Genomic DNA, 17193 nt, shown 5'->3' on the forward strand with positions numbered 1-17193 from the left:
AACACCTTCCATCAAATCCCCATCGCCACATAAAGCGTAGGTATAGTGATCGATGACTTGATACTTGTCGCGATTGTAGGTTGCAGCCAAGTGGGCTTCGGCCATTGCCATACCGACTGCCATAGCGATCCCTTGTCCTAAAGGTCCAGTGGTTGCTTCCACGCCGTCTGTGTGATCGACTTCTGGATGTCCTGGCGTGCGGCTATCCCATTGACGGAAGTTTTTTAGATCCTCAATGGTCACATCGTAACCAGACACATGCAACAAGCTGTACAATAACGCCGAACCGTGTCCAGCAGACAAAACAAAACGGTCACGATCCACCCACTTGCGAGAAGTCGTTGGATTGACTTTCAAGTGTTTGGTCCACAAGGCATAGGCCATGGGTGCTGCCCCCATCGGTAATCCCGGATGTCCTGAATTGGCTTTTTGTACGGCTTCGATACTTAATGTACGAAGGGTGTTCACTCCTAATTGATCGATTTTATCAAATAATTTTTTCAATTAAATTGCCTCCTTCACTTTCTTCAGCCAGCATGTTTCTATTCACTGCCTTTTCACAATAGAAAAGAACCAGACACCCAAAGTTTACAGGCTAGGAGGCATCTAATGCTCCTCTTTTTAACAGTCCGCAACTTGAGTCGTCCGGTTCTTTTGCTTTCGGCTTTGCTTAGCTACTCAAAACTTTTCCAGTCATTTCTTGATAATCTGCGACCATGATCGACCATGCTTTGGCAATGTCATCATCTAAACCAAACAGTCCACTGCGTCCGACAATATAGATGTCTGGATTGGCTTCATCGATCCGTTTGAAGGATTTCCGATTGGAGGAACCATCCATTTCAATGACATAGTGATAGTCGTATTCTTCCCGTAATTCCCGCAGTTCAACAATTTTATCTAACGCCCCTTCAATAAAGCGTTGGCCAGCAAACCCTGGATCAACCGTCATGATCGTGACTTTATCCAAACGATCGATATAAGGCAAAATGACCGATACTGGCGTTTCAGGATTTAAGACGATCCCGGCTTTTAATCCGGCATCATGGATTTGATCGATCAGACGAAATGCTAACCCATCCAAAACTTCAGCGTGCATGCAAATCCATTCACAGTTGATATCGATCAGCTGCTGCACCCAAAAGGCAGGTTCAGTGACCATCAAATGAGCGGACAAAGGCAAAGTACTGATTTTGCGGACCTCTTGAATAAACCATGGGGATAGGGAAATATTGGGTACGTAATGACCATCCATAATATCAATATGATAGGAGTCCACTTGGTCATTCAAAAAAGTGATTTGCTCTTTAAATTTATCTAGATCCATCGTCATCAGTGACGGTGAAAATTCAACTTTGTTCATAGACTTATCCTTTCTCCTCGATCAGTCTTGTACTGAGAGGAACGATTCTTCTTTCAATTGAATCGCTTTTCTTAGAAAATTTGAATATCATCTAAATCGATTTCTTCTTCTTCCACTTCTGCTTGCGCGGCTACTTGTTCTTCAGTGACATTTTTCTTGATCAAAGCCAAGGTGATCCCAGTCACTACTATATTTACCAACAAAGCTACTGCCCCAGCCCATGGACGAGTCATAGTCGGCAGCATCAGCACACCACCAAACGGTACCGTTGCATCTGCCCCTAAGACCATTGAAACAGCACCTCCAGCAGCGCCACCGATAGCTGTTGCGATCAGCCCTCGGACGATATCGTTCATAACGATTGGGATCACCCCTTCAACGATATTGATCACACCCATTGGTACGGCAGATTTTAACGTTTCCACTTCTACAGGCGTATAGATGTTTTTGCCGAACAATTTTGCAATAAAGAATGCTAAACCAAAACCGATTGGTGTTGCAGTATTGACTAATTGCAACGCAGTGATCGGTCCATTGATCCCTTCTGCTTGCATCGTCAGAACAAAAGCAAAGACCGTTTTATTGATTGGTCCGCCATAATCAACGCCACTCAACAAGCCGATGACCGCACCAAAAACCAATAATGAAGAGGAGCCTAAGCTATTTAATGCGTTCGTTAGTAAGTTCGTAAAGGCAGTGATCGGTGTACCGATAATATAGACCATGATCAGACCACCGATCAAAGAGGTCAAAAAGGGAATGATCAATGTCGGCATCAAGCCTTTCGCCCAATTTGGTACTTTAATAAATCGTAAAATAGCAATTACAAGATATCCAGCTAAGTAGCCGCCCAAGATTCCTCCAATAAAACCTGCACCAATGGCATTGGCTGTCAAACCAATAATAAACCCTGGCGCGATCCCCGGTTTTTCGGCAATCGCATAAGAAATTCCTGTCGCAATGACCACCGGAAGCAACCCGAGTCCTGCGCCTCCCATCGTAGCTAAAGCATCCCAAATCGTAAATTCACCTGGCACCAGTTGTCCCTGACTGGTGCCGCCGAAAGCCATGCCAATGGCAATCAAGAATCCGGCACCGCAGACGATCGGAATCAAATAGGAGATGGCTGTCAACAAATGTCCTTTTAAATTCAATGCTTTGATTTTTTCCATAGTTTCCTTCCTCCTTCGGTTTGCTTAGACCGCCTGCTGTTGAACGACCTCTTTGGCTTTTTCCAACAATTTGCTTGGGGACTTGATGGCAACTTCGGTCGGCACTTGAATGATCCGTTTCCCTTCAAATCGTTCACGTCCTGCTACTTTGACGTCAACTGCTAAAATCACGACATCTGCAGCCGCAATCGCTTCAGGTGACAATTCATTTTCACGACCGATCGTTCCTTGTGTCTCCACATGGATCTCGTAACCTGCCTTTTTAGCCGCATTTTCTAACTTTTCTTGAGCAATATAAGTGTGAGCGATCCCTACTGTACATGCACATACTCCGACGATTTTCATAAATAATTCCTCCTTAAATTTTCTGTTATCCTTGAAATGCTTCAATCACTTGCTGCGGCTCTTTTGCTTTCAACAAGGCAGCCGTCACCTCGTCATTTCCTAATTTCCGAGCGAACAAAGAGAGCAGTTTCAAATGCTTTTGCGCCCCTTCCGTGTCATCACCGACGGCAAATAAGATAATTCCTTTCACTCCCTTGCCATCCAACGTTTCCCAAGGGATCTCTTGTTTTAAAACCCCGATTGCTACGCCGATCTCCTTCACATGAGCACTTTTTCCATGGGGAATGGCAATGTAATTACCAATCCCTGTTTGACCAACTGCTTCCCGCTCATAGACATCTTTTAAAAATGCTGCCTGATCCGTCAAGTACTCATTGGTATATAAAAGCTGACTCAATTGCTGCAGGGCTTCTTCTTTAGAAGCGGCCTCCATGTTGGTTTTGATTATTTTTGGATCAATCACTGTTGAAATATCCATTCGTTTTCCTCCTCTAGTTGAGTACCTCTTGCCTTACTGAATTGACCATTCATTCCTATCAGCCGCATTGGTTGAGAAGGAAGGCTTCGATTTCTTCTTTTGATTTTTCTGCAATGAATTGCAGATTTTCTTCATAGGCGAAACATTTCATTAAGCGGATGACTGCTTGTTTCACCGCGGTTGTTTCGTTAGTCTTCATCAGGATCGCAAAAATCGTTTTTGCTTGCAGCGTTCCCTGCCAAAGGACTTCTTCACCTCTGACTAGAACGATTCCGCTTTTTTTCACCACAGCACTTTCAATGTGCGGTAGCGCAAAATCTTCAGCAATCATCGTATTGCCGCTCGCTTCTCGGGCTTGCAGTGCTTCAAATAGCAGGGTTTTGCTCTCCGTCAGCCCGATTGTTTGGCTAACACCTGCAATCTTCCTTAAAACATCGACTTTCGTCTCTCCTGCTTCTGTTGAAACTAAAGTAAGGGACAAAGGGAATTTAGTCATTTCTCACCCTCCCAATCATCACTTCAAGGCGTTTTTGGTCTTCCATCGTCAGCATGGCGCTCACGATCACAACCGGAATCGGACTATCGATCGTTAATTGAACGGTTGAGATGATCATCTCCGTATCCGGGTGTTGCTTTAAAGCCGCTTCCACATCACGAGAAGGTAGGACAGCGGTGATTGCTAACTCACGAAATTTCTTATGCACTTTTACTTTTAATAATTCGGAGGTCCCGATTCCTGTAGTACAGACGATCATTACCTTGAGTTGTTGAGGATGTTCTTCGATCGCTTGAGCAAAGTAAAGGGTGACAAAGCCGATTTCATCTTCTGTGAGCGCTGGCAAATCGTACACTTGGCAGATTTCTCTTGCAGTCTCTTCGGTAGCAAAAAACAAATCTGTATATTCTAATTTGATTTGCTCCAAAAGATTGTTTTTGACTTCGATCCCATGTCGCAACCGATTGATCATTGGTTTGATATGGCGAGCCAATTTACCGAATAACTCCTCGTCTTCAAATGACCGCTGCAGCTGAGTGCTCATTTTTTCTATAAATGCATTAGAAATTAGTTTTACTTGTTCTGACAGATCCTCTAATTCATCCGTGGCCTTTTGCATCCGTGAGGAGACGAGGTATTGATACATATAATAGCTTTCGTTTTCCGGTAATTTCGTATGCAAGTACTGTTCGCTATTGCCAATGATCTCTTTGGCGATGGTGGCTAATTCTGGGTTTTCTTGCATTTGCTGTTTCTCTTTCTCATCTAAAATATCCTCATTAAATGAATTCCCTACTTTGCGAAACCGTCGCAATAAGATATACAGGTGAGAAAAAAGATTAATGTTATAAGGATGTGGTATTACTAATCCTAGGTGATTTTCAATCAAATTCAGCTGTCGCAAAACAAACTCCGCATCATAGCGGTTGAACGCCTCATTCGTCACATGCAGATCATCCAAGCGGATATTGCGGGTTTGTTGGATATACTCCTGCAATGCACGACGGATATTTTTTTCTGCACCGTTCACCCCGATCATTTTATTTTTGCGGGAAACCGTCAGCTCAAAACGCTGCAAAGCTTCAGAAATTAATTTCTCATCACTGTTGATAACCGTTTCACTCACATAAAAAGGCTGATACAGGGAAAAAATATTCTTTCTTTTTGGGGAAATAAGCAATAGCTCCTCCATCACCTTGTTCCGGCGTTCCACTGGTGTCAGCGCATTCGGCATTTCCGCTTTCTGACTCTGGGACTTTTCTTGATGATGGAAACTTAAGCGGTAGCCTTTCCCTTTTTCTGAGAGAATCACATAGTCAATCGCGGCATCCTCATTGATTGCTTTTACGATGCGATAAATCGACTTTGTAGAAAGTCGAAGCGCTGCGGATAGTTCATCGGCCGTGACAAATTCTCTCGTATTGGAAAGAATATGGATGATTTTTCTCTTTCGTTGTTCCATAACAGTCATGTAACCGTTCTCCTTTCTACACACTTATCATAGCACTAGGAAATGTAAGCGTTCTATCATTCTTTGTCCCCTTCATGGGACAAAGATGATCAATAATAAGAATTACAATACAACGTTAAGGACAAAAAAAACAGCCATTTTTCAAAATGGCTGTAACAAAGTCAGTGTTATCATCAATGTTCATTATTCAACTGTTGGAATAAGAAAAGCTGCTAGTTCCCATGAAACGAGAAGGAAAACGCCGTTTATCGAAACCCTTCAACCGTCGTTAAGGAGCAATCCAGGTTTGAGCGCCTATACAGCAAGCGAAATAAGCACGCTCATTGAAAGGAACGATTTGAGCTTTTACATCAACGAACGATAAAGCTCAATAATCTCTTCTAAAGTCGTTTCCCGCGGGTTGCCTGGTGTGCAGACATCGTTCAAGGCATCTTTGGCGATGGCTGGGATATCTTCTTCTTTGACGCCTAATTCAGAAATGGTCGCTGGAATGCCCACATCTTTGCTTAACTGATCGATTGCTTGGCAAGCAGCATCTCGGACGTCTTCAAGTGACATCGTTTCTGCCCCTTCAATGCCTAAAACGATCGCGATCTCACGGTATTTTTCACCCGTAAAGTCTTTGTTGTATTTCATGATGGTTGGCAACAAAGACGCGCACGCTACTCCGTGAGGAATGTTGTACCAAGCGGACAATGGATGTGCCATGCCGTGGACTAAGCCCAAGCCGACGTTTGAAAAGCCCATACCGGCAATGTATTGCCCTAGTGCCATCGCTTCTCGTCCTGCTTGATCGCCATTCACGGAATCTCTCAATGAGCGCCCGATGATCTCGATTGCTTTGATGTGCAGCATGTCAGTCATTTCCCAAGCGCCTTTGGTGATGAAGCCTTCGATGGCGTGGGTCATGGCATCCATCCCCGTTGCAGCTGCCAGGCTCTTCGGCATCCCCATCATCATATCGCTGTCCACAAAGGCTACTAGAGGAATATCGTGAGGATCTACACAAACAAATTTCCGATGATTTTCTTCGTCTGTAATCACATAGTTAATCGTTACTTCGGCTGCAGTCCCAGAAGTTGTCGGTACCGCTAAAATCGGCAAGCATGGATGTTTCGTGTCTGCCACGCCTTCCAAACTAATCACATCTGAAAATTCAGGATTCGTAGCAATGATTGCGATCGCTTTTGCCGTATCGATCGGTGAACCACCGCCAATCGCAATGATACAATCGGCTTGGGCTTCTTTGACAAAGGCTAAGCCGTCTTTGACATTTTGGATCGTTGGGTTGGGCACGATCCCATCATATAACGCATAGTCGACACCTGCTTCATCCAATAATTTCGTCACTTTGGTTGCTACTTCAAATTCCACCAAATCTTTGTCGGTGATCACAGCCGCTTTTTTGAACCCTCGTGCTTTGAATTCGGTCGGTACGTTCTCGATCGCTCCTTTTCCAAAATACGATGTTTCATTCAAAATCATTCTATTTGCCATTCTTCCTACCTCCATTTGTTTGTTTATTCACAATATAGTTTAAATAGAAAAGACTGAGAGCCTTTTCTATTCTTCTACCATTACTTATACCTCAAGATAGCCTGCTCGGGGAGTGACTTTGAAAGCGTCAGCCAATTTTTTCAGATTTTCATCTGTAATGGTTTGTAAGATTGGGCCTTGCGCTTTAACATAGGTGTACACTTCCGCAGCTTTCTCTGCCGTTTCAATCAAGCCAAAGACTTCATCCATATCTTTGCCAGCACCGTAGATGCCATGTTGCGGCCAAAGTACCAAACGGGTTTCTTTCATTTTAGCAGCTGTTGCTTCGCCGATCTCGTTCGTTCCTGGAACCATCCAAGGAATGATGGAAACACCTTCTGGGAAGACCACCAAGCACTCCGTACACATTTGCCACAAGGTCCGCGTGAAACTGCGTTCATCCAACTCATGGGTAAAACTCATGGCCAAAAGATGCGATGCGTGGTTATGCATGATGATTCGGTTTTCTGGATCGACCGACAAGCGAGCGATATGACTCATGAAATGACTTGGCAATTCACTCGTTGGCACCGCACCATTTTCCAAGCCCCAAAGCAATTCCAATGTTTGCCCATCTTCTTTGACCCGAATCACACCAAGGTTTTCCGCTGGATGTGCCGCTACATTTTTAAAGTATTTTCCTGAACCTGTCACAATAAAGTACTTGCCGGCTAGTGCCGTAGCATCAAAAATCATGGGAATTTCCCGCAAGACGCTTTGCGGATCGATGAAAGGCAAGATCTCTTCTTCTGTTAATAAGTAAGAAATATTGCCACCGTTGCGCTCATCCCACCCTAAACGGTAAAGATTTGCTGTCGTTTCCATCATTTCTTGTACAAAATTCGCTTGTAAAATATCAATCTTTTTCATCGTTCTCCTACTTTCTGGCTTTTAAGACGGTTTCTTCATAGGCTTTCACTTCTGATAGCCAATCCAGACCTGCTGGTACCCCTTGGCTTTCACAGAAGTAATTCCAAACATCTGCATACGGATAGTCTTTTAATTCTTCCGTCATGGCTAAACGAGTGGTGAAATCACCTGACAATTCGATTGCTTTTAGTTCTTCGATCGGTTCTAGCATCGCTTTTAGCAACGCTTTTTGAGTATTGCGCGTCCCGATCACCCACGCAGCGACCCGATTGATCGTTGCATCAAAGAAATCTAACCCAATGTTGGTTTTTGGCAATAAGTCATTGCGAACCAATTCGCGACCAATCTCTTGCAATTCATCGTCCATGATCACGACATGATCACTATCCCAGCGTACGGGACGGCTGACATGCAGCAAAATGCCTTTGCTGAATAGTGCCAATGAAGACAATTTATTCGAGATCACTTCAGTTGGATGAAAATGTCCAGCATCCAAACAAATCAGTTTATCGCGCGTCAAGCCATAGCCCATATAAAATTCATGAGAACCGACGGTGTAGGCTTCGGCGCCAAGACCAAACAACTTGCTTTCCACGGCATCCACTGTGTATTCCGCTGGCAATTCTTCAGCAAAAATCTCATCTAATGCTGTCATCAAGCGTTCCCGTGGTGTAAAACGATCGATCGGGTTGTCTTTGTAGCCATCTGGCACCCAGAAATTATTGACACAGACTTGCCCAGTTTCTTTGCCCATATAGGCAGCGATTTGACGCGAACGTTTGCCGTGTTCGATCCAAAACTGACGAACTTCTTCATCTGGTGAAGCAAGGGTAAAGCCATCTTTGAACATGGGATGTGAGAAAAAGGTTGGATTGAAGTCTAAACCTAAGCCTTGTTCTTTCGCCCAAGCGACCCATTTTTCAAAATGCTTCGGCTCCAATTCATTTAGATCCACTGCTTCCTCGGTGTCTAAATAGATAGCGTGAAGGTTCAATTTGTGTTTTCCAGGAATCAAAGAGTAGGCTTTTTCTAAATCTTGGCGCAACTCCTCTGGGGTATGGGCAGCACCAGGATAATTCCCCGTTACAGAGATCCCACCAGATAATGCTTCATCACTCAAAAATCCTTGGACATCGTCCCCTTGCCAAACATGCATCGAGATTTTCACATTGGCTAATTTTTTCAAAACCGTATCCGTGTCGACGCCCAATTTGGCATATGCTGTCTTAGCTTCTTCATAACGCTGTTGAATCGTTGTCATTTTTTCCTTCTCCTTCTATAAAACGTTGATAGTCGCTTAAAATCTTGTGATCAAAAGGCTGTGGTTCATGAACACTGCAAGGAAATGAGTGTTTGACCGCGCGGCGTGCTTCAACCAGCGACGTGAAGATGCTAGCACTCATCATCTGCATTAAAAGATTGCCGATCGCCGTTGCTTCACTTGGGCCAGCTTCGATCGTCAGCTGCGCAGCATCAGCCGTCAGTTGATTTAAAAAGCGATTGTTGGAACCGCCCCCCACGATATGCAGTTTTTGCAGCTTGTTCGTCGTACCTGTCAGCTGTTCCAGCTTTTGCAATTCGCTGGCATAACAAAGCGCTAAGTTATCATACACACAGCGAGCCAGTTCCCCTGCGGTTTCTGGAACTTTCTGCTGGGTTTCTCGACAATACGCTTGCAGTTCAGTAATCATATTTTCTGGATTCAAAAAACGAGGATCATTGACATCGACAAACTGTTGAAAAGCAGGCGTTGCTTGCGCCAATTCCGCCAATTCTGCATAGGAATATTGATAGTCTTGCTGCCGAGCCACTTCTTGGATCAGCCACATGCCCATGATGTTTTTTAAAAAGCGAATCGTGTTGTGGGCACCCCATTCGTTCGTATAATTTTCATTAAAGGCGGCAAGGGAAACATTGGGTACTTTGGTTTCGATCCCCAGCAATGACCAAGTCCCGCTGCTGATGTAGCCCCAATCTGCCCCCTCTCCAGGTGTACCGATGATCGCTGATGCCGTATCATGACTAGCGACAGTGACAAAGGTCGCTTGTGGCAAATCATAGGCTGGAAACTTCTGTGTTTGCAGTGCGCCTAAAACCGTTCCAGCATCAACCAATGGTGGGAATAGGCCTTCTGTTACGCCGATCTCAGCTAACAATTCTGTATCCCATGTTTGGGTGTTGGCATTTAGAAGCTGCATCGTCGAGGCATTGGTTTTTTCCGTGACCATCTTGCCGGTAAAAACGTAGCCCAAATAATCTGGAATCAACAGCAGTTTGTCGGCTTTTTGCAACAGTTGCGCTTCTTCTGTGGCTAATTGAAAAATCGTGTTGAAGGGCTGCAGCTGAATGCCTGTTTTCTCATACAGTTTTTGCAAAGAATAGCGCTGGCCAAAAGCCGCGATCGCATCATTGGTGCGACTATCTCGATAAGCGACTGGGTCGCCTAAACGTTCGCCTGCTTGATCGATCAAACAGTAGTCCACTGCCCAGGTGTCGATTCCGACGAAGCAGTCATTGATACCGGCTTGTTTCACTTTTTGCAGTCCTACTAAAATCTCTTGGATCAAATAATCGATCGCCCAGCGGTCAAAGCCTTCATGGGGACGAAAGCCGTTTTTAAAGCGATGGATCTCTTCTAAAGTGATCTGCTCATTTTCCCAACGGCTCAACATCAGACGACCGCTTGATGCGCCGATATCGATTGCGATAAATGTGTTCACTGGTCTCCACCTTTCATTATCTTGTTTAAAAATAAATCGATTACAATTTACTGATTCATTCTTGTTTCCTCAATTTTAGCTTGACAATCAACGAGTTTCATCACACAATTTTGATAAAGACTTGCACAATCTTGGTAAAAAGGAGGATCCGATGGATTACTGGGAAAAAGCCAACCACTCATGGTCAACCGATTCACTGCGTTACATCAATACTTCAACCCAAAAGCAGCGTGAACTTTTCTATTACATTCAAGAAATCGGCTATTTCAAAGCCAGCAAACCTTACTTTACAGAACGAGAGAACCTGCCTTCTTATTTGATCAAGTATACATTGTCCGGCTGCGGTGAATTGCGCTACAAAGGAAAAAGCTATCAATTAAAAGCAGGTGATGTGTTTTTTATCGACTGTCTAGACTATCAGTACTACCGTACCGTTAGTCAAGAGCCCTGGGAAATGGACTGGATCCATCTATATGGCGCCAACGTCGCAGCGTTTTATGAGGAATTCCTCAAAAATGGCAGTCCAGTTTTTCACACCAATCCTGCCAGCAGCCGTCAAAATCCGATCCATTTGGTCTTACAAGAATTATTGATGCTACAGCCAGAACCAAATGCGAAAACTGCCTTCCAAAGCTCTGTTTTGATCCATCAGCTGCTCAATGAACTGCTCCTGCAAAAATATCATCTCGATTTTTCGGATAGTGAGATCCCCCCTTATATTTTGCAGATTCGTGACCAGCTAGAAGAAGATTTCCGTCAAGGGATCACCTTGGAATCTTTGGAGGAAAGGTATCATATCAATAAGTATCAAATCGTCAAGGAGTTTTCCAAATATATGGGCTTGCCCCCCATCGAGTACCAGATCAGCAAACGCATCTCTTATTCGAAAGACCTTTTGCGCTATTCTCGGCTTTCCATCAAAGAGATCTCATTGGCGATCGGCATCGAAAACACCGCCTATTTCAGCCGTTTATTCAAGAAAAAAGTCGGCATTTCACCTAGTGATTATCGACAGACGGAGAATGGACGGTAAAAAAGAAACATGAAATCATTCACTGATTTCATGTTTCTTTTCATTGAATCTAAGGTTTTAGTTGGCAACAATAAGTGACTCTTTTTCATTCATGATCTTCTCAAATGCTGACGCATTCGTTACCACAACTGGCGTAATGGTCGCATATCCCTCTGCTTGGATAGCTGCGAGATCGGCTTTTATCAGCGGCTGGCCCTTTTTGATTGCTTGATTTGCTTCAATAAGGGTCGTAAAGTGCCTTCCCTCTAGCTCTACTGTGTCAACACCGATATGGATCAAAAGTTCAACGCCTTGATCACTGGTCAAGCCGATCGCATGCTTTGTTGGAAATAAAGCAGTGACCACGCCATCAAAAGGGGCATAAAAGGTGTTTGATTGTGGTTTGATTGCTTTCCCTTGCCCCATCAAGCCTTCTGAAAAAACTTTGTCAGGAACCTCTGTTAAGGGAACGACTTCTCCTTGAACGACTTCTTGAAAATTGATTTTTGTATTCACTGGCTCTTTTGAATTGACTGCTTTCCTTTTTTCAGGTTCTACAATTCCCCAAAAATAGGTGATTAGAAATGCCGCAACAAGCCCTACTACCTGCGAAGCAATCCCACCATAAAATCCACCATCGATTCCTGCTGGATTGATAATCAAAGGAATACCCAACAATCCTGAACCACCAAAAGAATACTGCACTGTCTGCATAAATCCTGCAATAACACCACCTAAACTTCCACCGATGACAGCAGCGATCAACGGACGTTTATAAGGAAGTAATACTCCGTACAATGCTGGTTCACTGACACCAATCAGGGTTGTCAGACCTGTTGAGTATGCGAGTGCTTTCGTTTTATCGTTTTTCGTTCGTAGACCAACCGCCACGACAGCTCCAGCCATTGCCATTTGGTTCGCTAAGAGCAGACCCATCACAGGATCGAATCCTTGCATCGCCATGTTGTTAAGAAAAATTGGAATGAATGCCCAATGCAATCCGAACATGACCATCAAGATCCATGGTCCCCCAATCACCAGCCCGCCCAAAACCGGACTGAAGTGATAAACATTATTAACAAGCGTTGCCAGTAGACTTGATAAGTTGGATATAATTGGACCAACGACCAGCAAGGCAAGAGGGACAGAAACTAGTAACACGATAAGAGGCTGTACCATGAATCGCAAATCTTTCAACGGCCAATTCTGAACGAAGCCATTGATTTTGGCTGCCACCCAGACAGCAATGATTGCCGGAAAAACGGAAGAAGTATAGTCCATCATATTCACGGGAATCGACAAAAAGGTCAAACTACCTTCTGTCGCATACGGCAGCAAAGTAGGATAGATCAATGATGCCCCAATCAACATTCCGACATAGCTGTTTAATTTAAAATAATTTGCCGCCGAAGCACCTAATAAGATTGGCATGAAGTAAAAGAAAGCATTAGACAATGCATACAAAACGATATAGGTTCCCGAAGTTTCTGACAAAATACCTGCTACTGATAAAATCGTCAAGATCCCTTTGATCGTTCCTGACGCAGCCATAGCGCCTAAAGCTGGCGTGAAAATCCCTGAAATCGTGGAGGTAAACTGATCAAAAAGAGATTTTTTTGTTTTTTCATGGGTATTGTCTTCTATTAATTCGCCGACTTGTTGCAGGACCGCTTCATAGACATCGTTTACACGATTTCCTAAAACGATCTGGTACTGTCCGCCCTGTTCAACGACTGAAATCACTCCGTCAAGACTAGCAATGGTCTCCTTACTTGGGGTATCTGTATCATGCAATACAAAACGCAGACGTGTGACGCAATGGGTCACCGATTCGATATTGGCTTTTCCACCAATTTCCTTTAAAACCTCTGTTGCCAACTGCTGGTTGTTCATTTTTGCTCCTCCTCAATAAAAAGTTTGATTTCGCCAGTGATCCCCAAAGGCTCGAACAGGACAAACTGTGAAAGATAATCCCGCATACTGCGACCTAAATTATTGATCACTTCAATCTGGATGGAATTATTCGTTTCTTGAAGCAGGTCCGTCAACTCAAATGTATACGGTGTACTGATTCTTGTGCCTACACAATGACCGTTCACTGAAACAGTCACAACTTCTGAAGCATCTTCAATACTTAATAAAACCTCTCCTGCTGCTTTAGGGAAGTCCACGGTATAAGTGATTTTCCCGCTAAACCGACTGAAGTCATCACCGACTCCCAGTAAAGGCAATGACGAATATTGTTTTTGACAGGCAACTACCGCTTGCTCTTTCCCGATTCCTTCGAAAGTGACTTGCCATGGCTGATCGTTTAGATGAACTTCTTTCACTGGTTTGCTTCTATCAATACGCAATGGTTGTTCCGAGGTAGCTTCAAAAAGAATCATACTCTCTGCTGGTGCTAAATGAATCTCATAGCTGCCATTTTTATATGACACAGGTTTCAGTTTATTTTCTACTGGATTATATTGAACTAAAGGCTTCTTAGCAGGAAAAACAGCCTGAAACTGCAGCGATTCACTGTCATTTTCATTGAAAAGCATGAATATTTCATCTGTCTGCTGCTGATAATGATAGTAGCGCAAATACGGCAGAGCTTTTGATGTTTCTAAACGATCCCGTACCTTCAAGCCAACGTTATCAGTAAGTGCTGTGAGCGGTGTTACTTCCGTAAGGCGAGCGAGAAGCCGCAGTTCATGGGTAAGCAGAGTTTGTTCAAGGGCTTCTTTCACCATTTCCTCAACAAAAATAATTTGAATTCCAGATTCTGCGAGAGCTGTCAGCTTTTTGATCAATGGACCAGACATTCGCTCAGTATATGGAATGACTAATGTTTGAAAGGCATACTCATTGATGACAAACGATTGATCCGTAAATTGCGCATCAAGCATCATCTCAACCGAAACGATTTCAAATTCGTATTGATGCTCCATCAGTTCACGAGCAACTTTTTGAATCGGCATATAAGCGCCTGCCCACTCCGCTTCAGCATGGTACAGCACAGCAATATCCGCTTGATGTTTCCCGTCGCTAAATAGATAACTCAAACGATTCATATACGTCATCAGCTGTTTGAAGCCCTCAAATTGTGGATTATGGCCTTGCGCATAAAAGTGTGGCGGGCAATCGGCATCAGGAAAGTCATTCATTGAAAAAGCATGAGGGACAAAATGATTGATCCCTCGCACCAGCATGTGATCGGTTAGCCATTTCATCAGTTTGGTTCCTTCTGACCAACCATATGCACCGAATACTTCGCACATCGTTCGACCTTGTTTCACAGGGTCTAAGTTTCCTAAAGATGCCCCCATTTTCCCTAATGCGTAATGGAAAAATTCGCCATCCCAGCCAGTAGATGTCATGGCTTCAAAGTATCCGTCATTTTGTTGCGGCATCAATTGATGCAAAACGACATCGATCCCTGCCATCGATTGTCCTTTCATCGATTGAAAGAAGTGACCTGCCCCATAGCCTAAACGTGCATGGGCATTGTTATCCTCAATCACATGTCCGATATAGTCGACCTTATGTTCCCGACACCAGCGTCCGATCCGCTGAGAAAAGTGTTGACTATATAGCTCAGAAACCAACGACATATAATTGTAACGAATCTTAGCCGTCTGTTTTGATTCACCACGATAGAGAGCCGGCAACAGCCCTCGCAGCTCAGTTTCAGATATGGCTAGCTGGTTTGCTAACAAAGTCAACAAATCATACCGCCACGGCAATGGCATATCTACTTTTCCAAGGACTGCATCAGGACCCTTGATATTCCCAAACCGCGGTTCATCTGAGAAAAATCCTTGGATCGTTGTGCCAAATTTCTCTCCAAAGTGTTGATAATGACTTTGATAAACCGTTTCCAGCAAAACATCCGTTGCTTCTGGTACCAAAGGATTCAAGTACCCTTGTGTCGAAGCTTCCCCTCCTTCTTGTGTCGTGTAAAAGACAAAGATACTCCACTCTCCTTCAGGAATAGACCAATACAATGTCTCATCAATCATTGAGTCTGTAAGGTCGATCCACTCCTCCTCGCTGATCTGCTTAAATCCAGTTTTTTTGACCGCAACGGCGCTGATGATTTCAGCAGAAAAAAATGATTTGCCACTCTCGTTAACCGTTTCCCCTTCGGAATTCAAAATATTCGGTCGCTCTGCATTGAAACACCAATCCAACATAATTCCAGCATTCTTTTTTGGGCCTACAAAATCAAATTGTCGAAAATTCAAAAATTCTTTCTGCAAATGTCGATGATTCTTCTCAATTTCTCCTGCGGCGTAGCCTGTTGGAAAGTGCTTGTCATCCAAAATCCAAAGTGTCATTTGTCTTTTTTCACACTCTTCAATGATGATCGCCAACTCGTCCCACCATTGCGCTTTCAAAAATTCTTCATGAGGGCGTGATTCGATGCAGACAGATCGGATGCCGGCTTCGTAAATTTTATTGATGTAAGTTTGAATCGTCTCCTTCTCTTCTCCATGCATCCATAAAAACGGAAAAATATGATTATCATATTTTTCGTTCAATAAATTCGTTATCTTTTTCATACAAATTCCTCTTTCTTTCTCATTCAACTTCATTTAAAATCATAATAAATACGCTTTCAAATGTATCATAAGCAATTCTGCAGATTGAAACAATGTCATCTTCTTTGCAGATAATTATCACATTTTTAGATTTACGAAAGGAGGAGATCATAATGACAACCGAAGAAATGGAAAAAAAGCTTTTTCAGTTATCTGAGCGGGAATGCCATCACAGAGACCATCCAAACCACCTTTCTGACTATTATCAACAGCTGGAAAAAGTGATGATCAATGGCCGACAAGTTTACTTATTCGATAATCTGATGGAAGAACAAGAAAACTTTACTCTGTTAAAGCAAAGCCGCTTCAGTCCAGTTCCTTATCATAACCACAGTTTTATCGAATTAAATTATATCTACTCAGGAACATGCACCCAATTGATCGATGATCAGAAAGTTACGCTGACAAAAGGACAAATTTGTCTGATTGATACCGGAATTCCCCATTCGATTGAAATGACTGGTGAAGACGATGTTTTGATCAATCTTTTGATCAAGCGGGATTATTTCGCTCAATTGATTAGTCGAGAACAGTTTAATGAAGGGGTCGTGCTTGATTTTGTTCTGACTGCATTGTCAGACAAGCACGCGCATGACCAATATATTGTCTTTAAGAACAATAAAGATGATCGGATCCATGCTGTGATTCAAGAAATGCTGAAAGAAACTTATGAAAAAGCCATTGGTAGTAAACGAATCATCAGCAATCTAATAGCCATTCTTTTCACTTTTCTCGTACGTGAGTTCGACTATCAGACCAACAAGCAAGAAGCGGCAAAAAAACAGCACATTCTAGCGATCTTGACCTATATCGAAGAGAACTTCCAAACGGTTACTTTGCCAAAACTCGCCACCCTTTTCAACTATTCTCCTTCCTATTTAAGTACATTGATCAAACGAGAAACTAGTAAAAATTTGACCGAATTGATTATCGAAAAGAAATTGAATCTCGCCCACAACTTAATTGCTTCCTCCACCAAACCAATCACCCAATGTGCGGCTGAAGCAGGTTTCACCAATATCACTTTTTTCTATAAAAAATACAAACTGTATTATGGGCATACGCCAAAAAAGAAAAAATGATTCTATGTCGCTACTTGCTTAAATAAAAAAATGTGGCATAAGTTAAATATTCATGTTCTAAA

14 protein-coding genes and 1 pseudogene are annotated in these 17193 nt (G+C 43.2%); 2 read left to right on the plus strand and 13 right to left on the minus strand.

The features are described from left to right. The 11 genes and pseudogenes from A5882_RS00015 to rhaB form a co-directional block, all read right to left on the minus strand. Positions 1-504: pseudogene (locus A5882_RS00015) on the minus strand (transketolase); the annotation flags it as partial. 166 nt (positions 505-670) lie between these two features. Next, positions 671-1363, minus strand: coding sequence for a D-allulose 6-phosphate 3-epimerase (gene alsE / locus A5882_RS00020; RefSeq protein ID WP_008380955.1), 693 nt, complete (start codon positions 1361-1363; stop codon positions 671-673). Between the two features lie 71 nt (positions 1364-1434). Beyond that, complete coding sequence (locus A5882_RS00025) at positions 1435-2535, minus strand: PTS fructose transporter subunit IIC (RefSeq protein ID WP_005234436.1); 1101 nt, start codon at positions 2533-2535, stop codon at positions 1435-1437. 24 nt (positions 2536-2559) lie between these two features. Then, complete coding sequence (locus A5882_RS00030) at positions 2560-2880, minus strand: PTS fructose transporter subunit IIB (RefSeq protein WP_008380953.1); 321 nt, start codon at positions 2878-2880, stop codon at positions 2560-2562. A 25-nt stretch (positions 2881-2905) separates the two neighbouring features. Then, positions 2906-3358 (minus strand): PTS sugar transporter subunit IIA, encoded by a 453-nt coding sequence (locus A5882_RS00035; RefSeq protein WP_016612612.1) that lies wholly within the window; start codon positions 3356-3358, stop codon positions 2906-2908. A 58-nt stretch (positions 3359-3416) separates the two neighbouring features. Continuing rightward, positions 3417-3854 carry a PTS sugar transporter subunit IIA gene (locus tag A5882_RS00040; protein WP_086316451.1) on the minus strand — a complete coding sequence of 146 codons (438 nt, stop codon included), beginning with the start codon at positions 3852-3854 and terminating at the stop codon, positions 3417-3419. Further along, positions 3847-5325 carry a PRD domain-containing protein gene (locus tag A5882_RS00045; protein WP_086316452.1) on the minus strand — a complete coding sequence of 493 codons (1479 nt, stop codon included), beginning with the start codon at positions 5323-5325 and terminating at the stop codon, positions 3847-3849. Before A5882_RS00045 ends, A5882_RS00040 begins: the two co-directional genes overlap by 8 nt. 345 nt (positions 5326-5670) lie before the next feature. Beyond that, positions 5671-6822, minus strand: a complete 1152-nt coding sequence (gene fucO, locus A5882_RS00055) for a lactaldehyde reductase (RefSeq protein WP_061053118.1) — start codon at positions 6820-6822, stop codon at positions 5671-5673. An 84-nt stretch (positions 6823-6906) separates the two neighbouring features. After that, a complete protein-coding gene (gene rhaD, locus A5882_RS00060) occupies positions 6907-7731 on the minus strand; it encodes a rhamnulose-1-phosphate aldolase (RefSeq protein ID WP_005234418.1) in 825 nt (274 codons plus the stop codon). Positions 7732-7738: 7 nt separating this feature from the next. Beyond that, positions 7739-8992, minus strand: coding sequence for an L-rhamnose isomerase (rhaA, locus tag A5882_RS00065; protein WP_061053119.1), 1254 nt, complete (start codon positions 8990-8992; stop codon positions 7739-7741). Beyond that, positions 8967-10451 carry a rhamnulokinase gene (rhaB, locus tag A5882_RS00070; protein WP_086372280.1) on the minus strand — a complete coding sequence of 495 codons (1485 nt, stop codon included), beginning with the start codon at positions 10449-10451 and terminating at the stop codon, positions 8967-8969. Before rhaB ends, rhaA begins: the two co-directional genes overlap by 26 nt. A 151-nt stretch (positions 10452-10602) precedes the next feature. Between rhaB and A5882_RS00075 the strand changes: the two genes are divergently transcribed. Beyond that, on the plus strand, positions 10603-11484 hold the full coding sequence (locus A5882_RS00075) for an AraC family transcriptional regulator (RefSeq protein WP_074536507.1): 882 nt from the start codon (positions 10603-10605) through the stop codon (positions 11482-11484). Between the two features lie 57 nt (positions 11485-11541). Here A5882_RS00075 and A5882_RS00080 read toward each other — a convergent pair whose 3' ends face one another. Together A5882_RS00080 and A5882_RS00085 are read right to left on the minus strand one after the other, a co-directional pair. Beyond that, positions 11542-13356 carry a beta-glucoside-specific PTS transporter subunit IIABC gene (locus A5882_RS00080; protein ID WP_086372281.1) on the minus strand — a complete coding sequence of 605 codons (1815 nt, stop codon included), beginning with the start codon at positions 13354-13356 and terminating at the stop codon, positions 11542-11544. Further along, entirely contained in the window at positions 13353-16010 is a 2658-nt protein-coding gene (locus A5882_RS00085) for a glycosyl hydrolase (RefSeq protein WP_254908449.1), read from the minus strand. Before A5882_RS00085 ends, A5882_RS00080 begins: the two co-directional genes overlap by 4 nt. A gap of 152 nt (positions 16011-16162) precedes the next feature. Between A5882_RS00085 and A5882_RS00090 the strand changes: the two genes are divergently transcribed. Beyond that, positions 16163-17131 carry an AraC family transcriptional regulator gene (locus A5882_RS00090; RefSeq protein ID WP_086372283.1) on the plus strand — a complete coding sequence of 323 codons (969 nt, stop codon included), beginning with the start codon at positions 16163-16165 and terminating at the stop codon, positions 17129-17131. Positions 17132-17193: the final 62 nt, after the last annotated feature.

This window comes from Enterococcus sp. 4E1_DIV0656 (genome assembly GCF_002140695.1).
GTDB classification, from domain to species: domain Bacteria; phylum Bacillota; class Bacilli; order Lactobacillales; family Enterococcaceae; genus Enterococcus_D; species Enterococcus_D entomosocium.

Excerpts from the sequence above, each read along its gene's own strand:
- alsE (WP_008380955.1), bottom strand. The coding sequence starts at position 1,363 with ATGAACAAAGTTGAATTTTCACCGTCACTGATGACGATGGATCTAGAT.
- A5882_RS00025 (WP_005234436.1), bottom strand. The coding sequence starts at position 2,535 with ATGGAAAAAATCAAAGCATTGAATTTAAAAGGACATTTGTTGACAGCC.
- A5882_RS00030 (WP_008380953.1), bottom strand. The coding sequence starts at position 2,880 with ATGAAAATCGTCGGAGTATGTGCATGTACAGTAGGGATCGCTCACACT.
- A5882_RS00035 (WP_016612612.1), bottom strand. The coding sequence starts at position 3,358 with ATGGATATTTCAACAGTGATTGATCCAAAAATAATCAAAACCAACATG.
- A5882_RS00040 (WP_086316451.1), bottom strand. The coding sequence starts at position 3,854 with ATGACTAAATTCCCTTTGTCCCTTACTTTAGTTTCAACAGAAGCAGGA.
- A5882_RS00045 (WP_086316452.1), bottom strand. The coding sequence starts at position 5,325 with ATGACTGTTATGGAACAACGAAAGAGAAAAATCATCCATATTCTTTCC.
- fucO (WP_061053118.1), bottom strand. The coding sequence starts at position 6,822 with ATGGCAAATAGAATGATTTTGAATGAAACATCGTATTTTGGAAAAGGA.
- rhaD (WP_005234418.1), bottom strand. The coding sequence starts at position 7,731 with ATGAAAAAGATTGATATTTTACAAGCGAATTTTGTACAAGAAATGATG.
- rhaA (WP_061053119.1), bottom strand. The coding sequence starts at position 8,992 with ATGACAACGATTCAACAGCGTTATGAAGAAGCTAAGACAGCATATGCC.
- A5882_RS00075 (WP_074536507.1), top strand. The coding sequence starts at position 10,603 with ATGGATTACTGGGAAAAAGCCAACCACTCATGGTCAACCGATTCACTG.
- A5882_RS00080 (WP_086372281.1), bottom strand. The coding sequence starts at position 13,356 with ATGAACAACCAGCAGTTGGCAACAGAGGTTTTAAAGGAAATTGGTGGA.
- A5882_RS00085 (WP_254908449.1), bottom strand. The coding sequence starts at position 16,010 with ATGAAAAAGATAACGAATTTATTGAACGAAAAATATGATAATCATATT.
- A5882_RS00090 (WP_086372283.1), top strand. The coding sequence starts at position 16,163 with ATGACAACCGAAGAAATGGAAAAAAAGCTTTTTCAGTTATCTGAGCGG.